At 74.0% G+C, this 17,721-nt stretch carries 15 protein-coding genes; 3 read left to right on the top strand and 12 right to left on the bottom strand.

Annotated elements, in window-relative coordinates; genetic code table 11:
* The 4 genes from AB0N76_RS30720 to rimP all read right to left on the bottom strand — a co-directional run.
* Positions 1-346 (bottom strand): translation initiation factor IF-2 N-terminal domain-containing protein (locus tag AB0N76_RS30720; protein WP_363562675.1); only part of this gene is annotated, 346 nt, incomplete at its 3' end.
* 233 nt (positions 347-579) lie between these two features.
* Entirely contained in the window at positions 580-828 is a 249-nt protein-coding gene (locus AB0N76_RS30725) for a YlxR family protein (RefSeq protein ID WP_363562677.1), read from the bottom strand.
* Positions 829-955: 127 nt separating this feature from the next.
* The gene (nusA, locus tag AB0N76_RS30730) at positions 956-1,957 is read right to left on the bottom strand and encodes a transcription termination factor NusA (RefSeq protein ID WP_363562679.1); all 1,002 of its coding nucleotides are present in this window, start codon (positions 1,955-1,957) and stop codon (positions 956-958) included.
* Positions 1,958-2,014: 57 nt separating this feature from the next.
* Positions 2,015-2,566, bottom strand: coding sequence for a ribosome maturation factor RimP (gene rimP, locus AB0N76_RS30735; RefSeq protein WP_363562681.1), 552 nt, complete (start codon positions 2,564-2,566; stop codon positions 2,015-2,017).
* A gap of 305 nt (positions 2,567-2,871) precedes the next feature.
* Between rimP and AB0N76_RS30740 the strand changes: the two genes are divergently transcribed.
* Both AB0N76_RS30740 and AB0N76_RS30745 read left to right on the top strand, forming a co-directional pair.
* Positions 2,872-3,969: a ferritin-like domain-containing protein gene (locus AB0N76_RS30740; RefSeq protein WP_363562683.1), complete on the top strand. Its 1,098-nt coding sequence runs from the start codon at positions 2,872-2,874 to the stop codon at positions 3,967-3,969.
* Positions 3,970-4,048: 79 nt separating this feature from the next.
* The gene (locus tag AB0N76_RS30745) at positions 4,049-4,978 is read left to right on the top strand and encodes an aminoglycoside phosphotransferase family protein (RefSeq protein WP_363562684.1); all 930 of its coding nucleotides are present in this window, start codon (positions 4,049-4,051) and stop codon (positions 4,976-4,978) included.
* On the opposite strand, the gene AB0N76_RS30750 is transcribed toward AB0N76_RS30745, so the two are convergent.
* The 8 genes from AB0N76_RS30750 to AB0N76_RS30785 all read right to left on the bottom strand — a co-directional run bounded on the left by AB0N76_RS30750 (position 4,951) and on the right by AB0N76_RS30785 (position 16,110).
* The gene (locus tag AB0N76_RS30750) at positions 4,951-5,538 is read right to left on the bottom strand and encodes a GNAT family N-acetyltransferase (protein WP_363562686.1); all 588 of its coding nucleotides are present in this window, start codon (positions 5,536-5,538) and stop codon (positions 4,951-4,953) included. The genes AB0N76_RS30745 and AB0N76_RS30750 overlap by 28 nt on opposite strands.
* Before the next feature lie 70 nt (positions 5,539-5,608).
* Complete coding sequence (locus tag AB0N76_RS30755) at positions 5,609-6,484, bottom strand: GNAT family N-acetyltransferase (RefSeq protein ID WP_363562726.1); 876 nt, start codon at positions 6,482-6,484, stop codon at positions 5,609-5,611.
* A gap of 155 nt (positions 6,485-6,639) precedes the next feature.
* Complete coding sequence (gene ispG / locus AB0N76_RS30760) at positions 6,640-7,800, bottom strand: flavodoxin-dependent (E)-4-hydroxy-3-methylbut-2-enyl-diphosphate synthase (protein WP_363562688.1); 1,161 nt, start codon at positions 7,798-7,800, stop codon at positions 6,640-6,642.
* A gap of 141 nt (positions 7,801-7,941) precedes the next feature.
* Positions 7,942-9,246, bottom strand: coding sequence for a site-2 protease family protein (locus AB0N76_RS30765; RefSeq protein WP_363562690.1), 1,305 nt, complete (start codon positions 9,244-9,246; stop codon positions 7,942-7,944).
* 79 nt (positions 9,247-9,325) lie between these two features.
* Positions 9,326-10,555: a 1-deoxy-D-xylulose-5-phosphate reductoisomerase gene (gene dxr, locus AB0N76_RS30770; protein WP_363562692.1), complete on the bottom strand. Its 1,230-nt coding sequence runs from the start codon at positions 10,553-10,555 to the stop codon at positions 9,326-9,328.
* A 123-nt stretch (positions 10,556-10,678) separates the two neighbouring features.
* Positions 10,679-12,121, bottom strand: a complete 1,443-nt coding sequence (locus tag AB0N76_RS30775; RefSeq protein ID WP_363562694.1) for an aldehyde dehydrogenase family protein — start codon at positions 12,119-12,121, stop codon at positions 10,679-10,681.
* A gap of 211 nt (positions 12,122-12,332) precedes the next feature.
* Entirely contained in the window at positions 12,333-13,898 is a 1,566-nt protein-coding gene (locus tag AB0N76_RS30780; RefSeq protein ID WP_363562696.1) for a PucR family transcriptional regulator, read from the bottom strand.
* Between the two features lie 148 nt (positions 13,899-14,046).
* Positions 14,047-16,110 (bottom strand): ATP-binding protein, encoded by a 2,064-nt coding sequence (locus AB0N76_RS30785; RefSeq protein WP_363562698.1) that lies wholly within the window; start codon positions 16,108-16,110, stop codon positions 14,047-14,049.
* Between the two features lie 239 nt (positions 16,111-16,349).
* Between AB0N76_RS30785 and gabT the strand changes: the two genes are divergently transcribed.
* Positions 16,350-17,690 carry a 4-aminobutyrate--2-oxoglutarate transaminase gene (gabT, locus tag AB0N76_RS30790; RefSeq protein ID WP_363562700.1) on the top strand — a complete coding sequence of 447 codons (1,341 nt, stop codon included), beginning with the start codon at positions 16,350-16,352 and terminating at the stop codon, positions 17,688-17,690.
* The last annotated feature ends 31 nt before the right edge of the window (positions 17,691-17,721 follow it).

Here is a 17,721-nt window from a genome sequence, read left to right on the forward strand (position 1 = left end):
CCGCTGCCGAGGCGCCCGCCGCCCCGGCAGCGGGGGTGGTCGGACGGGGACCAGGGGTCGCGCTGGGGCGCGGACCCGGGGTCGGGGCACCCGGCTTGGGTGCACCCACGGCCGAACCGGCCGCGGGCTGGGGCGCCGCGGGCTTGCGCGGGCCCGGCTTGGCAGCGGAGCCACCACCGGTGGTGGGGGCGACGCCAAGCGCGTCAGTCAACTTGCGTACGACCGGCGCCTCGATGGTCGAGGACGCCGAACGGACGAACTCACCCAGCTCGGTGAGCTTGGCCATCACGGCCTTGCTCTCCAAACCGAGCTCCTTGGCGAGTTCGTAAACCCGGACCTTAGCCACTTCACTCCTGTCTATGAGTCCGGGGGTCTCGTCCGCCGGACTGTCGCTACTTCATGGGCGTGCCCATCGCGTACTCATCGCGTACTCATCGAGTGCTCATCGCAATCTCGACCTACTTCCACATCGCGAGGTACCTGACTGGTGGCACGACGTACGGCTGCCCGTGCGCCGTGCTTGCTGCGGTGGTTCTCCGCCGCGCGAGCGGCGGCCGTGCGGAGGGGCCCACCGGAGCCTCAGGACTCCGGGGTGTCGCCCACCCGCTCCCCGATGAACTCCCGGAGCCGCCCGGTGTCGAGCGCGCCCTGGAGCCGGAAGGCCCGGGGGAACGCCCGTCGGCGGACCGCGAGGTCGAGGCAGGCCGGGTCGGGGTGCAGGTGTGCTCCTCGGCCCGGCAGTGCGCCGCGGGGATCGGGGACGCAGACGCCCTCGACCGCCGTGACACGCAACAGCTGGTGCTTGGCCGCGCGCTTGCGGCAGCCCACGCAGGTGCGTTCCGGGCGTGCTCGGACGTGCGTCCGGCCAGACGAAGGCAAGTCTACCCCTCCGAAGGGACATGGCGCCGCCCCGCCGGATCCGGGGGGACCGGCGGGGGGCATTTCACAACGACGACTACCGGTCCGAAGGTTCCTCGGACTGGCCCTCCGTGTCCGGACGGATGTCGATCCGCCAGCCGGTCAGACGGGCGGCGAGGCGGGCGTTCTGGCCCTCCTTGCCGATCGCCAGCGACAGCTGGTAGTCCGGCACGATCACCCGCGCGGAGCGCTGGACGGCGTCCACGATCTCCACACTGGTCACCCGGGCGGGGGACAGCGCGGCGGCGACCATCTCGCGCGGGTCCTCCGACCAGTCGACGATGTCGATCTTCTCGCCGTGCAGCTCGCCCATCACCGCGCGCACCCGGGCGCCCATCGGGCCGATGCAGGCGCCCTTGGCGTTCAGGCCCTGGCGGCGCGACCAGACCGCGATCTTGGTGCGGTGGCCGGCCTCGCGGGCGATCGCCGCGATCTCCACGCTGCCGTCCGCGATCTCCGGGACCTCCAGCGCGAACAGCTTCTTCACCAGGCTCGGGTGCGTGCGCGACAGCGTCACCGACGCGCCGCGGACACCCCGGCGCACGGCCACCACGTAGCACTTCAGCCGGGTGCCGTGCCGGTAGTCCTCGCCCGGGACCTGCTCCTGCGGCGGCAGGATGGCCTCCAGCTTGCCGATGTCGACCAGCACGTTCTTCGGGTCGTTGCCCTGCTGGACGACACCGGTGACGATGTCGCCCTCCTTGCCGGCGTACTCACCGAAGGTCTGGTCGTCGGCGGCGTCGCGCAGCCGCTGCATCATCACCTGCATGCCGATGCTGGACGCGATCCGGCCGAAGCCGTTCGGGGTGTCGTCGAACTCCTTGGGCTCGACGCCCTCGTCCAGCTCGGTCGGGTCCTCGGTCGCCCAGACCGTCACGTGGCCGGTCTTGCGGTCCAGCTCGACCCGGGCGCGACGGCGCGAGCCCTCGGTGCGGTGGTACGCGGTGAGGAGGGCCGACTCGATCGACTCGACCACGAGGCCGAAGGGGATGTTCTTCTCGCTGACCAGCGTGCGCAGGGCACTCATGTCGATGTCCACGGCTACGCCTCCTCGTCTTTCGTCACGTTCGTCATGGTGCGGTCGGTGCGCAGGTCCTCACTCCGCACCGTCGTCCCCCTCCTCCGAGGCGTCGTCCGGAAAGTCCGGGGCCTCGTCGAGCAGCTGCTCGTCCTTGCGGTTGAACTCCACCTGGACCCGCGCGCGGTCGACCTCGGCGAACTCCAGACGGCGCTCCTTGGGCCGGCCGCGGCCCTTCACGGGCTGCACCTCGACCAGTGCGCCGTCCTCGTCCGACTCCAGCACCCGGGCGACGATCTCCCCGCCGTCGACCAGGTGGATCTTGGCCAGCCGGCCCTCGGCCCGGGCCCAGTGCCGCGGCGCGGTCAGCGGACGCTCCGCGCCCGGCGAACCGACCTCCAGCACGTACGCGCCGGAACCCATCACGTCCGACTCGTCCAGGGCCTCGCCGACCACGCGGCTGAACTCCGCGATGGCGTCCAGGTCGACGCCGCCGTCGGCGTCCACGTCGATCTGCACCTGGCGGCGGCTGCCGGCCTGGGTGACCTTGACGTCCTCCAGGTCCAGGCCCGCCTGCGCGGCCAGCGGCTCCAGCAACGCGCGCAGCCGGTCGGTGTGGGTGGTGCTCATCCGGGTGGACTCCTCGGCCGCGTCTGCTGTTGTCGGAAGGGCGCCCCGCACCCCCGGCGCCGGTCCGGCGCGCGGCCGGGTCGCGGCAGCTCGGCCCAAAGCCTAGCCGGTGAACCGCCCAACCACCGATTCCGGACCGCGCACCACCAGCGGTCCCGCCACCCGGTGCGAGCAAGGTCACATCGCCCGCGGACCCCCACCGGCAAGGCAATCCCCGCCCGTTCAGGTGAGGATTCTGTAATCATTCACGCCAATGAGGGCAGGCGGGCAGGCCGTCCTCCCGTACACGCCCCGGAGTGACCCCCATGCAGCCGCCCAGCCGACGGACCTTCCTGGCCCTCGGGCTGCTCCTCACCGCCGGCGGCGCCCTCACCGCCTGCACCGACGCGCACCACACCGACCCCGGCGCCCCCGCCGCCGACCGCCGCCCCGACCCGGACGAGCCGGTCCGGCTGCGTGCCGTCGCCGCCACCGACACCCTGCTCGCCGGGTACGACGCACTGCTCGCCGGGCCCGGACAGGGCCGGCTCCAGCCGCTGCGCGCGGAGGTCGCCCAGCACCGCGCCGCGCTCGCCGCCGGCCTGCCCGGCGGCGCCGAGACGCCCACTCCCACGCCCGGCGCCCCCACGTCCGGCACCCCCACGCCTGGCGCCTCCACCTCCGGCACCGCCACCTCCGGCACCGGCTCCGGCACCGCCGGCCCCACCGCGACCGCCCCCGCCGGGACGGTCGGCACCCCCGCCGCGCTCGCCGCGCTCGCCTCGCTCGAACGGCAGACCGCCCAGTCCCGGCTGGCCGACCTCGGTGCCGCCTCCCCGCAGCTGGCCCGGCTGCTGGCCTCGGTCTCCGCCGCGGGCGTGCTGCACGCGGTCGCCCTCGGCGACACCGCCCCGGCCACCGCGCCCGACCCGGCCGCCTCCCCCTCGCCCCCCGGCGCCGAGGGCGTCCCCGCCTTCCAGAGCGCCCTGAGCGCCGAGCACGCCGCCGTCTACGGCTACGGCGTGGTGGGCGCCCGGCTCCCCGACGACCAGCAGCGCGCCGAGGCCCGCAGCTCGCTCGCCGCCCACCAGGCCCGGCGGGACGCCTGGCAGCGCCTGCTCGGCAGCGCCGGCGCCACCCCCACCGCCGCGGCCGCCGGCTACCAGCTGCCCTTCCCGGTCACCGACGCGGCCGCCGCGACCCGCCTCGCCGCCCACCTGGAGACCCGGCTCACCGGGGTCTACGCCGACCTGGTCGCCGCCGTCCCCTCCGCCCAGCGCGGCCTCGCCGCCGACGCCCTGCGCGAGTGCGCGCTGCGCGCCCAGCGCTGGGGCGCCGCCGCCACCCCGTTCCCCGGCCTCCCCGACCCCGCGGCGACCCCGGCCCCCAGCACCGCCACCGGGTCGGCCGCCGCCACCCCCTGAGCCGCCGCCCGACCTGCGCCTCCACCCCCATCACCGACAATGGACGGGTACCACCACGGGGGACGACGGAAGGGCCAGCATGTCGGCAGCACCAGGACAGTTCACCGTCCCCGACCGGCTGGTGCGGAGCGTCACCGCGGCCGACCCCGAGGAGGGCCCGCGCTGGCTGGACGGGCTCCCCGCGCTGGTCCGGGAGCGGCTCACCCGCCTCGACCTCACCCTGGAGCGCGTCCTCGACCCCGGCGGCAGCCTGAGCCTGGTCGCCTACGTGCACCGCGACGACCTCTCCCCGGCCGTCCTCAAGGTCGGCCTGCGCACCCCCGGGACCGCGCGCGAACCGGACGCCCTCGCCGTCTGGGCCGGCCGCGGCGCCGTGCTCCTGCTGGACGCCGACCCCGCCGCGGGCGTCCTGCTGCTGGAACGGCTGCACGGCGAGATCCCGCTCCGCTCGCTCGCCGAGCCCAAGGCGATGCTGGAGGCCACCAGCCTGCTGCACCGGCTCTGGACGCCGCTCGCCCCCGGGCACCCCTTCCCCGCCCTCGCCGAGCGCGCCGAGGCCACCGCCGCGGCCCTCACCCGGCACCGCGCCCTCCCGGACCCGACCGCCGCCGAGGCCGCCGACCTGATCGCCGAGGCCCTGGAGAGCGCCGGGGCGCTCACCGCCTCGGCCGCCGAGGAGTTCCTGCTGCACGGCGACTTCCACCACGGCAACGTGCTCGCCGCCGACCGCGCCCCCTGGCTGGCGATCGACCCCCGCCCGCTGGTCGGCGAACGCGCCTACGACCTGGCCCGGCTGGCCCTGGACCGGGCGGACACCCTGGTCGGCTCCCCCGGCCTGCCGGCCGCCGTCCGCCGCCGGCTGCACCAGCTCGCCGAGGCCCTGGAGGTGGACCGGGAGCGGCTGCGCGGCTGGACCCTGGTGCGCGCGGTCGAACTCGGCCTGGCCGCCCTCGCGGCCGGCCGCCGCCCGGACGCCGAGCTCTACCTGGAGTTCGCCGGCGCGCTCTGACCGGCCGGCCCGGCCCCCGGCGGCGTCCGCAGCGGCAGCGGCGCGCCCATCACGGCGTAGCGGCGCTCGGTGTTCGGGAAGTGCACGGCGCGGGCGAGGTCCCGGTAGCCGAGCGCGCGGTAGAGCCGGCGGGCGGGCGTCTCGGCGTCGATCGCGGAGAGGATGCTGCGGTCGAGCCCGGAGTGCTCGCACAGGGTGCGGATGAGGGTCGAGCCGACGCCCTGGCCCTGGTACTCGGGCAGCACGTGCAGCTCGGTGACGGCGAACACGCCGTCCAGCCAGTCGCCGTGGCCGCGGGCGACCAGGTAGGGCTCGATGACGCTGCTCCACCAGTGCTCGCGGCGGTTGGGCATGCCGTACCCGAAGCCGACCAGCCGCCCGGCGTCGAACGCGCCGAAGGCGAGCACCCCGGGCTGCTGCGCGTGCCGGCCGACGATGTGCAGCCGGACCATGACCTCCTCCGGCGTGAGCCCGAACGCCACCGCCTGGACATCGAGCGCCTGCGGTGCCCACGCCGCGAGGTCGATGGCCTCGATCCGCACCCCGGTCAGTTGATCCATGCCCCGGACGTTACTACCCGGGGCGGCCGCCCGTACGGGCCTCCGGACAAGGCCCGGAACCGGGCGGAACTCAGAACAGCACGCTCATGAACGCCCCGACCTCGCGGAAGCCCACCCGTCGGTACGCGGCCCGCGCCCGCAGGTTGTAGTCGTTGACGTAGAGCGACACCACCGGCGCCACCTCACGCAGCGCGATCTCCAGGACGGCGGCCATCCCGGTCTCGGAGTGCCCCCGGCCGCGGTGCTCGGGGGCGACCCAGACCCCCTGGATCTGGCAGGCGCCCTCGGTGACGGCCCCGATCTCGGCCTTGAACACGACCTCGCCGTCCTCGCCGAAGCGGGCGAAGGAGCGACCGGCGGACACCAGTTCGGCGACCCGGGCCTGGTAGAGCAGTCCGCCGTCACCGGCCAGCGGGGAGACCCCGACCTCCTCGGTGAACATCGCCACGCAGGCCGGCATCAGCGTCTCGACCTCGGGCCGCCGCACCCGGCGCACCAGCGGGTCCGGGGCGATCTCCGCCGACGGCGCGGTGGTGGCGAGCAGCGGCTGGTGGCCGCGGACCTCGCGGGCCGGCCCCCAGCTGCGCTCCAGCAGCGCCCACAGCGCGGCCGTCGGACCGGCCGGTCCGACGATGGAGGAGCAGCGCCGGCCCTGGCGGCGGGCCCGTTCGGCGAAGGCCTGGACGGCCTGCGGACCGGCTTCGACCAGGACGAGGTTGGCCCCGGCGTAGCAGAGCGCGTCGAGCTCGCCGTGGTCGTCGTACCAGCCCCACATCTCGCCGCCGAGGCGCCAGGGGTCGAGGCCGACGGCCTCCACCCGGGTGGCGACGAAGGCGTTGGCGACCGGGTCGCGGTGGAGGACGGCGAGGGCGTCGGCGAGGTCCGACGGTTCCAGTACGCGGGTGGTCGCCAGGGCGCGGGCGACCTGGAACGAGCTGGGGAGCATCACACCTCGATCGAGCATCGAGACAGCACCTTACTGAGACGACTCTGGCCGCACCCTACTCCCTGGCCCCACCCGGCTACGGCCGCGGGGCCGTCCGCGTACGGACGGCCCCGCTTCCGGAAGAACTGCGAGGTTTCACCCGACACCGGGGTGGGTCACTCGGCGGCGGTGACGGTCGGCGCGCCGGACTCGACGCCCTCGGCCTGCATCTGCTCGGCGAGCTTGAGGGCCTCCTCGATCAGGGTCTCCACGATCTTGGACTCGGGGACGGTCTTGATGACCTCGCCCTTGACGAAGATCTGGCCCTTGCCGTTGCCGGAGGCGACCCCGAGGTCGGCCTCGCGGGCCTCGCCCGGGCCGTTGACGACGCAGCCCATGACGGCCACGCGCAGCGGCACCTCCATGCCCTCCAGGCCGGCCGTGACCTCCTCGGCGAGCTTGTAGACGTCGACCTGGGCGCGGCCGCAGGACGGGCAGGAGACGATCTCCAGACCGCGCTCGCGCAGGCCGAGCGACTCCAGGATCTGGTTACCGACCTTGATCTCCTCGGCCGGCGGGGCGGAGAGCGAGACCCGGATGGTGTCGCCGATGCCCTCGGCGAGCAGCGCGCCGAAGGCGACCGCGGACTTGATGGTGCCCTGGAAGGCGGGGCCGGCCTCGGTGACACCGAGGTGCAGCGGGTAGTCGCAGGCGGCGGCGAGCTGGCGGTAGGCGTTGATCATCACGACCGGGTCGTTGTGCTTGACCGAGATCTTGATGTCGCGGAAGTCGTGCTCCTCGAACAGCGAGCACTCCCAGAGCGCGGACTCGACCAGCGCCTCGGGGGTGGCCCGGCCGTACTTCTCCAGCAGGCGCTTGTCGAGCGAGCCGGCGTTGACGCCGATCCGGATCGGGATGCCGGCGCCCTTGGCGGCCTTGGCGATCTCGCCGACCTTGTCGTCGAAGGCCTTGATGTTGCCGGGGTTGACGCGCACGGCCGCACAGCCGGCGTCGATCGCGGCGAAGACGTACTTCGGCTGGAAGTGGATGTCGGCGATCACCGGGATCTGGGACTTCTTCGCGATGATCGGCAGGGCGTCCGCGTCGTCCTGGGAGGGGACCGCGACCCGCACGATCTGGCAGCCGGACGCGGTGAGCTCCGCGATCTGCTGCAGGGTGGCGTTGATGTCGGAGGTCACCGTGGTGGTCATGGACTGCACCGACACCGGGGCGTCGCCGCCGACCGGCACGTTGCCGACCATGATCTGGCGGGAGACCCGGCGCTTGGCGAGCGGCTTGAGCGGCAGAGACGGAATACCGAGCGAGATCGCGGTCATGTGCGCAGGGTTCCCCGGGGTTGAGGTGTGGTCGGCCCGGTCGTTGGGACGACGGAGCCCGGGCGCGCCGACGTTCGCGCGCCCGGGCTCCAACGGTACGGCACCCGGGCGTGCGCCCGCGCACCCACCGGCCCCCGCGGGCTAGGTGATCTTGACCGGGTTCACCAGGTCCGCGACCAGCACCAGCAGGGTGAATCCGATGAACACACTGGCCACGACGTACGCCAGCGGCATCAGCCGGGCCACGTCGAACGGACCGGGATCGGGCCGCCGGAACAGCTGTGCGAATCGCCGGCGGACCGACTCCCAGACCGCGCCCGCGATGTGGCCGCCGTCCAGCGGCAGCAGCGGCAGCATGTTGAACAGGAACAGCGAGAGGTTGATCCCGGCGAGCAGGTTCACGAAGGTCGCGACCCGCTGGCTGCCCGGGATGTCCAGGGTGAACACCTCACCGCTCACCCGGGCCGCGCCGACCATGCCGATCGGCGAGTCCGCCTCGCGCGGGGCGCCGTCCACCACCGAGTGCCACAGGCCCGGGATCTTGCCGGGCAGGGCGGCCAGCGACTTCACGCCGCTCTCCGCCATGTCGACCATCCGGTCGACCGACTGCCCGAAGCCGAGCTGGACCACGCCGCTGCTCGGCGTGAAGCCGAGGAAACCGGCCCGCACCGTCTCGCCCTTCACCGGCAGGCCGTCGGCGTCGTACTTCTGCACGTCGTTGACGGCGATGGTGGGCGTCAGGGTGAGCCGCTGCCCGCCCCGCTCGACCACCAGGTCCACCCGCTTGCCGGCCGACTTCCGGATGTCCGCCTGGAGCTGCTCGTAGTCGCCGATCCGGTCCCCGTCGAAGGAGATCACCTTGTCGCCCGGCTTCAGACCCGCCTGGAAGGCCGGGGCCGGCTGGGCGTCCACCGGGCAGTGGTCGGTCGGCTGGCCGGCCTGGACGATGCACTCCGACACCGTCTTGATGGTCGGCACCGCCATCGAGACGCCGAAGCCCATCATCACCGTCAGGAAGAGCCCGAAGGAGAGGATCAGGTTCATGAACGGCCCGGCGAACATCACGATCACGCGCTTCCACGGCTTGCGCGTGTAGAACAGGCGGGTCTCGTCGCCCTCCTTGACCTCCTCGTAGGAGGCCTCCCGGGCGTCCTCGATCATCGACCGCCAGGGCGAGGTGGAGCGCTGGGTGATCCGCCCGTCCTCCCCGGGCGGGAACATCCCGATCATCCGGATGTACCCGCCCAGCGGGACCGCCTTGAGGCCGTACTCGGTCTCGCCCTTCTTCCGCGACCAGATCGTCGGGCCGAAGCCGACCATGTACTGCGGCACCCGGATGCCGAACAGCTTGGCCGTGGAGAGGTGGCCGAGCTCGTGCCAGGCGATCGAGAAGAGCAGTCCCAGTACGAAGACCAGGATGCCGACCACCGTCATCACCGTTGCCACCGCTGCTCCTCCGTCATGCCGCTCCGCTCATCCTGTCGTCGTACCGGTCGTCCGGACGGACCCGTCCGGCTCGGAGCCGTCAGCCGGCCGCCAGCTCGCGGGCCCGGGCGCGCGCCCAGTCCTCCGCGTGCAGGACGTCCTCCACCGTCAGCGAAGTTCCCGCCGCCGGCACGCCGTGCTCCGCCACGACCTTCGCAACAGTGTCCACGATCCCGGTGAAGGCGAGGCGGCCGTCCAGGAAGGCCGCCACGCACTCCTCGTTCGCGGCGTTGAAGACCGCCGGGGCCGTGCCACCCAGGGTGCCGACCTCACGGGCCAGCTCGACCGCCGGGAAGGCCTCGTTGTCCAGCGGGAAGAACTCCCAGGTCGCCGCCTTGGTCCAGTCGCAGCCCGGGGCCGCGTCCGGCACCCGGTCCGGCCAGCCCAGGCCCAGCGCGATCGGCATCCGCATGTCCGGCGGGCTCGCCTGCGCCAGCGTCGAACCGTCCGTGAACTCCACCATCGAGTGGACCACCGACTGCGGATGGACCACGACCTCGATCCGGTCGAACGGCACGTCGTACAGCAGGTGCGCCTCGATCACCTCCAGGCCCTTGTTCACCAGGGTGGCCGAGTTGATCGTGACGACCGGGCCCATCGCCCAGGTCGGGTGCGCCAGCGCGTCCGACGGGGTGACCCCCGCCAGCTCCGCCCGGCCGCGGTTGCGGAACGGGCCGCCGCTCGCGGTCACCACCAGCTTGCGGACCTCGGCCCGGGTGCCGCCCGCCAGCGCCTGGAACAGCGCGGCGTGCTCGGAGTCCACCGGCACGATCTGCCCCGGCCGCGCCACCGCCTTCACCAGCGGCCCGCCGACGATCAGCGACTCCTTGTTGGCCAGCACCAGCACCCGGCCCGCCGACAGCGCCGCCAGCGTCGGCCGCAGGCCGATCGACCCGGTGATGCCGTTCAGCACCGAGTGGCACTCCATCGCCGCCAGCTCGGTCGCCGCGTCCGGACCGGCCAGCACGGCCGGCAGCGGACGGCCCGCCGCCTTCGCGGCCAGCGCCGCGCGCAGCGCCGGCTCGGCGGCCGGATCGGCCACCGCCACCGTGTGCACGCCCAGCCGGAGCGCCTGCTCGGCGAGCAGCTCCACCCGGCCGCCGGCCGCCGACAGGGCCACCACCCGGAACCGGTCAGGGTTGCGGAGCACCACGTCGATGGCCTGGGTGCCGATCGAGCCGGTGGACCCGAGGATCACCAGTTCGCGGGGGCCGGAGGGGTCGTTCACCTCGGGGGTGAACCGCAGCTGCGGGTGCGCGAGCGAAGTCATGCGCCCATTGTGTCCTGCCCGTGGACGCCGTCCGCACGCGGAGGGGCCCGGCCGCGGATCAACCGCGACCGGGCCCCTGCCCGCTCCGCCGGGGACCTGCCGTCCCCGGCGGTCCGGCGCGTCCTACAGGTCCAGACCGGTGAGGACCAGGACCTTCTCGACGGTGTAGTCGTCCATCGCGTACTTGACGCCCTCACGGCCGACGCCGGAGTCCTTGACGCCGCCGTACGGCATCTGGTCGGCGCGGTAGGACGGCGCGTCGCCGATGATCACACCGCCGACCTCCAGCTCCCGGTGGGCGCGGAAGGCGGTCTGCAGGTCGTGCGTGAAGACGCCGGCCTGCAGGCCGAACGGCGAGTCGTTGACGGCGGCGAAGGCCTCGTCCACGCCGTCCACCTTGTGCAGCGACATGACCGGGCCGAACACCTCGGCCTTGGCCAGCACCGCGTCCGCCGGCAGGTCGGCCAGCACGGTCGGGGCGTAGGTCGAACCCTCGCGGGTACCGCCGATCAGCAGCTTCGCGCCCTTGGCGACCGCGTCGTCCACCCAGGCCTCGACCCGCTTGGCGGCGTTCTCGTCGACCAGCGGGCCGACGTCCGTCGCGTCGTCGTCCGGGTCACCGGTGACCTGCGCCGCGACCTTGGCGACGACCTTCTCCAGCAGCGCGTCGTACACCGACGCGTCGGCGATCACCCGCTGCACCGAGATGCAGGACTGGCCGCCCTGGTAGTTGGAGAACATCGCGATCCGGGTGGCCGCCCAGTCCAGGTCGGCCTCGGAGGACCAGTCGGCGAGCACCACGGCCGCCGCGTTGCCGCCCAGCTCCAGGGTGGTGTGCTTGCGCGGCACCGAGTCCATGATCTGGTAGCCGACCTTGTCCGAACCGGTGAAGGAGATCACCGGCAGACGCGGGTCCTGGACCAGCGCCGGCATCCGGTCGTTCGGCACCGGCAGGACGCTCCACGAACCGGCCGGCAGCTCGGTCTCGGCCAGGATCTCGCCCAGCACCATCGCCGACAGCGGGGTCGACGGAGCCGGCTTGAGGATGATCGGCGCACCGACCGCGAGCGCCGGGGCGACCTTGTGGGCCACCAGGTTCAGCGGGAAGTTGAACGGGGAGATGCCCAGCACCACACCGCGCGGGAAGCGGCGCACCACCGCGAAACGGCCCGTGCCGCCCGGGTCGGTGTCCAGCCGCATGGTCTCGCCGTTGGTCCGGCGGGCCTCCTCGGCGGCCCAGCGGAACACCGAGACGGCGCGGCCGACCTCGCCGCGGGCCCACTTGATCGGCTTGCCGTTCTCGGCCGTGATCAGCCGGGCGATCTCCTCGGTGCGCTCGGTCAGCCGCCGGGCCACGTGGTCCAGGGCGGCGGAACGGACGTGCGCCGGGGTGGCGGCGAACACCGGCAGCGCGGCGACGGCGGCCTCGACGGCCTCCTCGACCTGCGCCTCGGTGGGGATGCTCACCTTGCCGACCAGACGGCCGTCCCAGCTGTTGTGCACCTCGAAGTCGGCGTCGCCGCTCGCCCGGCGGCCGGCCAGCCAGAAATCGTACGTGGTGGTCACCGTGGTACCGGCCCTCTCCTCGTCGTCCTCACGGCCCCACGGACGTGGCGCCGGAATCGAGGGTAGGACGGGCGACGCGCCGACAGGATTGGACACGGAGTAGCGTTCGCCCCCACCGCCACTCCACCGCGTCCAGCCGGGGCCGGTTCGCCCTCGGCCACTCCTCGCCTGCTCCCCTGCTCCCCTGCTCCCCTGCTCCCCTGCTCCCCGCCTACTCCTCGCCGGAGCGCAGCGCCAGCCAGAGCTCCATCCGAACGTCCGTGTCGTCCAGCGACCGCCCCAGCAGCTCCTCCACCCGCCGCATCCGGTACCGCAGGGTGTGCCGGTGCACCCCCAGATCGGCCGCCGCCGCGTCCCACTGCCCGTGCCGCGACAGCCACGCCCGCAGCGAGGCCACCAGGTCCCCGCGCGCCGTCCGGTCGTGCTCCCGCAACGGCCGCAGCAGCCCCTCCGCGAACGCCGTCACCGCGTCCTCCCCGAGCAGCGGCAGCAGCGACCCCGCGCCGACCTCCTCGTGGTCCACCGAACGCCGCCCGCCCCGCAGCGCCACCGCCAGCGCCCGCTCCGCCTGCGCGTGCGCCGTCCCCGCGTCCTCCAACGCGGCCGGCGCCGACACGCCCAGCGACAACCCCTCGTGCTCCTCCACCGCGCCCAGGCACGCCCGGTGCACCGCGCCGTTGTCCAGCGCCAGCACCATCAACCGCGGCCCGTGCGCGCCCTCCTCCCGCGCCACCAGCAGCTTCTCGCCGACCCGCGCCCCGGCCTGCTCGGCCCGGTCGCCCAGCTCGCCCAGCGACTCCGCGGAGTCCACCCCCTGGCCCGCCCCGGCCACCAGCACCCGGACCGTCCCCTCCGGCAACCCGCCGAACAGCCCCGCCGCCACCTGCCGCGCCGTCGCCACCTCCCCGGCCAGCACCATCCGCAGCAGCGCCGCGCCCATCCGCTCCTCGGCCTGCCGCAGCTCCCGCGACCGCTCCAGGGTCAGCGTCAGCAGGGCCACCGCCGCGTTCAGCACGTACCGCTCGGTCGGCGTGATCCGGTCCTCGGTCCCCACCGCCAGGAACCCGCGCGCCCGCCGGTCCGCCCCCAGCGACTGGACCACCACGTAGTCCTCGTCCGCCGTGTCTATCCCCGGCGACCGCCCCTGCAGCGCGGCGCTCGACGGCGCCGGACGCCGCCGCAGCCGGTCCACCTCCGCCGCCAGCCGCCCGGCCCGCCGCGCCGCCCAGTCCGGCGCCACCACCGACAGCGCGCCCGACCCGTCGTACAGCGCCGCCCAGCCACCCAGCCGGGCCGCCAGCCGCCGCACCACCGCCGTGGTGCCGTCCTTGCCCAGCGCGGCCCGGGTCAGCTCCTCCTGCGCCTCGAAGCTGGTCGTCACCGCCTCGTACTGCTCGGCCGCCAGCGCCGCCGACACCGCCTTGCTGATCGCGATGAACGGCGTCGGCTCCGGCACCCGCAGCAACGGCAGCCCGCGCTGCGCCGCCGCCTCCACCAGCGGCTGCGGCACCTCGGTGTGCGACAACCCCACCCCGAGCCCCAGCCCGACCACCCCCGCGTCGGCCAGCCGGTGCACGTACGCCTGCAACTGCGCGGCGGTCCGGCCCAGCTTGATCCCGGTGGTGAGCAGCAGCTCGCCACCCTCCAGGAACGGCGTCGGGTCGTCCAGCTCGCTGGTGTGCACCCAGCGGACCGGCCGCTCCAGATGGTCCGCACCGGCGAGGACCGTCAGATGGAGCGAGGTGTTGCGGACGACGGAGGCAAGTGTGGGGGGCATGGCACCTTCGAGGGAGCGACCCGACCGCGCCATTGCGGCCGGGCGAGAAAAGGGCTGGGGGTTCTGGGGGAATCCCTCCTCTCATTATGGACGCCCCGGACAACCCGCACTGCCGAATCCACCTCGAAGGCGAGCTTCACCCCCGCGCTCAGCCCCTGAGGTCCACCAACAACGGCGGCACCTGCTCCCCCGACACCGCCGTCAACGACACCACCGCGTGCCCCGTCGGCAGCGCGTGCGCCAGATCCGACGGCGACCACCGCAACCGCTCCACCTCCCGCGTGGTCACCGACTCCGTCTGCGCCGTCGTCCCCGACAACGCCTTCCGCCCCACCCGCCCCACCCGCCGCACCATCCCACCCGAGGTGTCCGGGGCGAGCGTCACCGCCGTCTCCCGGACCACGTGCGTGCCCCAGGCCTCCGAGAACAGCCGCCCGTCCCACGGCGCGATGCCCGGGAACGCCGCCCGGCAGCCCACCGCCCCGAACAGCGGCGCCCGCAGCGCCTCCGGCAGGTCCACCAGCGTCCGCAGCAGCAGCACCACCCCGGCGTGCGCCCCGCGCAGCCGCTGCACCCCGCGCACGATGCCGGCGTCCAACGCCGCCGAGGCGTCGTCCACCACCAGACCCGCGAACAGCGACCGGTCCTGCCGGGCCCCCGCCGCCTGCACGAACTGGCCCACCAGCAGCCGCGACAGCATCCGCGCCGCCTCCGGGTGACTGCGCTCCGGCAGCTTCACCCGCACCCGCAGCGGATGGTCCAGCACCCGCATCGCGAACGGCGGCCGGCCCGCGCCGTCGGTCGCGAACGCCCCCTCGAAGGCCGGCCGGTCCAGCAGCGCCAGCCGGTCCGCCAGCAGCGCCCCCGGATCGTCCGCCCGCTCGCGCTGGCGCTCCCGGTGCTCCAGGTCCCGCTCGTACGACCCCAGCCGGCCCGCCGCGCGCAGCCCCTTCACCAGCGTCTCCAGCGCCTCCGGCTCACCGCCGAGCAGCGCCCGCAGCTCCCGCACCCCCGGATAGCGGGCGAACGCGGCGTGGAACGGTCCGACCGTCTGCTGCAGCGCCGTCCGGGCCGACTCGGCGCGCGCCGTCAGCTCGTCCGGCAGCAGCGCCTCGGCCAGCCGGGCCGCCGCCTCGTCCGGATCCTGCGCCGCCCCGTACAGGTCCAGCCCGTATCGGGAGGCCGCGTCGCCCGGGGCGATCACCACGTCGTACCAGGAGTCCGGCCCCAGATCCGCGTCCGCCGACCCGATCACCACCGCGCAGGCGGTACCGGCCAGCGCCTGCAGGCAGAGCGCCTCGGCCACCGGCCGCGCCAGCCGGGCCGTCTTCCCCGTCCCGGCCGGGCCCACCGCCAGCAGCGAGGTGCCCAGCACCGCCGGATCCAGCGCGAAGCCGGCCGTCCGGTGGGTCGTCGGGTTCTTCGGCACGTCCTGGGCGGTGCCGAGCCGCACCTGGCCCAGCAGCAGATCGTGCCGCTCCGCCCGCCCCGGCAGCACCCGCGCCTCCGAGGGGTGCGCGAACGCCGCCGCGCCCCGGGCCGCCACCTGCTCGACGAAGGCCGGCAGGAACGCCGGGTCCGCCTGCGCCGACTCCCAGGCCCGCTGGATCCGCACGTAGTCGACGTCCCCGACCGCCTCGCCGTCCAGCCGCCCGGCCGCGACGGCGGCCCCGCCCTGCCGCAGCACCGTCCACGGGTCCCGGTGCCGCGCCGCCTCCGCCGCCTCCTCCTCGGTGACCGGCTCCTCCTCCGTGACCGTCCGCGACAGCAGCGGCGCCGCGTACCGCCGCCACACCTCCAGCCACCGCCCCATCCGCCCGAAGACCTTGATGACGATGCCCGCGACCAGCACGTTGAGGGTCAGGACGACGGAGACCGCGACGAACGCCGAGCGCGTCGGCAGGACACCGATGAGCGTCGTCCCGTACTTGGCCAGCTCGACGCCGTAGACGTACGCCAACCACCCCACCACCGCGTTGAGCCCCGCGCGGAGGAGCAGCGGCCAGGTCGGGACCTTGGCCGCTTCGGCGCGGTCGGGGTCGAGGGGGGCGTAGCCCTGGCGGAAGATGCCCGGGGCGGCTTCGGGGCGGGGGGCGGCGACCCAGGTGGGGAGGTCGAAGGGGGGGTGGGCGGGGGGGCGTTGGTGGGGCATGGGGGTGTGGGGGGTGGCGGTGGTCCGCTCGCCGTGGTTCCGTGCCCCGTCCAGTCCCATGTACGGCCCCGCTCCCTCGCCCGCCGGCCCGACCGTCGTCGGTGCCGCCATACCCATGCCACCGCCCCGGCGACACGCCCGCGCTCAATGTAGTGGAGCGGGGCCTGCCGGTAGTCGTGCAAGCCGTGCTGGCCGCGCCGGACAAGTCGGTCGGCCCAGTGCTACCGAGTGGCGCATGCCTGCCCGGGGAGGGCGCCCGTAGCCTGCGAACTACCGAGTCGAGAAGTCTGGAGAAACCCATGAGCGCCGCAACGCCGCTCCCGCAGGAGCGCCGCCTGGTCACCGCGATCCCCGGTCCGAAGTCGCAGGAGCTGCAGGCCCGCAAGCTGGGTGCGGTGGCGGCCGGCGTCGGCACCACCCTGCCGGTGTACGTGTCCCGTGCCAACGGCGGTGTGCTGGAGGACGTGGACGGCAACTCGCTGATCGACTTCGGCTCCGGCATCGCCGTGACCAACGTCGGCAACAGCGCCGAGGCCGTGGTGGCCAAGGCGTCCGAGCAGCTGGCCGCCTTCACCCACACCTGCTTCATGGTGACCCCCTACGAGGGTTACGTCGCCGTGGCCGAGCAGCTGAACGAGCTGACCCCGGGCGACCACGACAAGCGCACCGCGCTGTTCAACTCGGGCGCCGAGGCGGTCGAGAACGCGGTGAAGATCGCCCGCGCCTACACCAAGCGCACCGCCGTCGTGGTGTTCGACCACGGCTACCACGGCCGCACCAACCTGACCATGGGCCTGACGGCGAAGAACATGCCGTACAAGCAGGGCTTCGGTCCGTTCGCCCCGGAGATCTACCGGGTGCCGGTGGCCTACCCGTACCGCTGGCTGACCGGTGCCGAGAACTGCGCCGCCGAGGCCGCCGCGCAGGCGATCGACATCATCAACAAGCAGATCGGCGCGGAGAACGTCGCCGCGATCATCATCGAGCCGATCCAGGGCGAGGGCGGCTTCATCGAGCCGGCCAAGGGCTTCCTGCCGGCGATCGTGGAGTACGCGAAGGCCAACGGCATCGTGTTCGTCGCGGACGAGATCCAGACCGGCTTCTGCCGCACCGGCCAGTGGTTCGCCTGTGACGACGAGGGCATCGTCCCGGACCTGATCACCACCGCGAAGGGCATCGCCGGCGGTCTGCCGCTGGCCGCGGTGACCGGTCGCGCCGAGATCATGGACGCCGCGCACGCGGGCGGCCTGGGCGGCACCTACGGCGGCAACCCGGTGGCCTGCGCGGCCGCCCTGGGCGCCATCGAGACCATGAAGGAGCAGGACCTCAACGGCAAGGCGCAGCGGATCGGCGAGATCATGCTGGGCCGCCTGCGGGCGATGCAGGAGAAGTTCGAGGTCATCGGCGAGGTCCGCGGCCGCGGCGCGATGATCGCCGTCGAGCTGGTGAAGCCGGGCGGCAAGGAGCCGAACGCGGAGGCCGCCGGCGCGCTCGCCAAGGCCTGCCACGCCGAGGGCCTGGTCGTGCTGACCGCCGGCACCTACGGCAACGTGCTGCGCTTCCTGCCGCCGCTGGTCATGCCGGAGCACCTGCTGAACGAGGGTCTGGACATCCTCGAGGGCGCGTTCGCCGCCATCTGAGGCGCCTGAGGCACCCGAACCGCGCGACCGC

It is taken from the genome of Kitasatospora sp. NPDC093806 (genome assembly GCF_040683335.1).
GTDB lineage: Bacteria > Actinomycetota > Actinomycetes > Streptomycetales > Streptomycetaceae > Kitasatospora.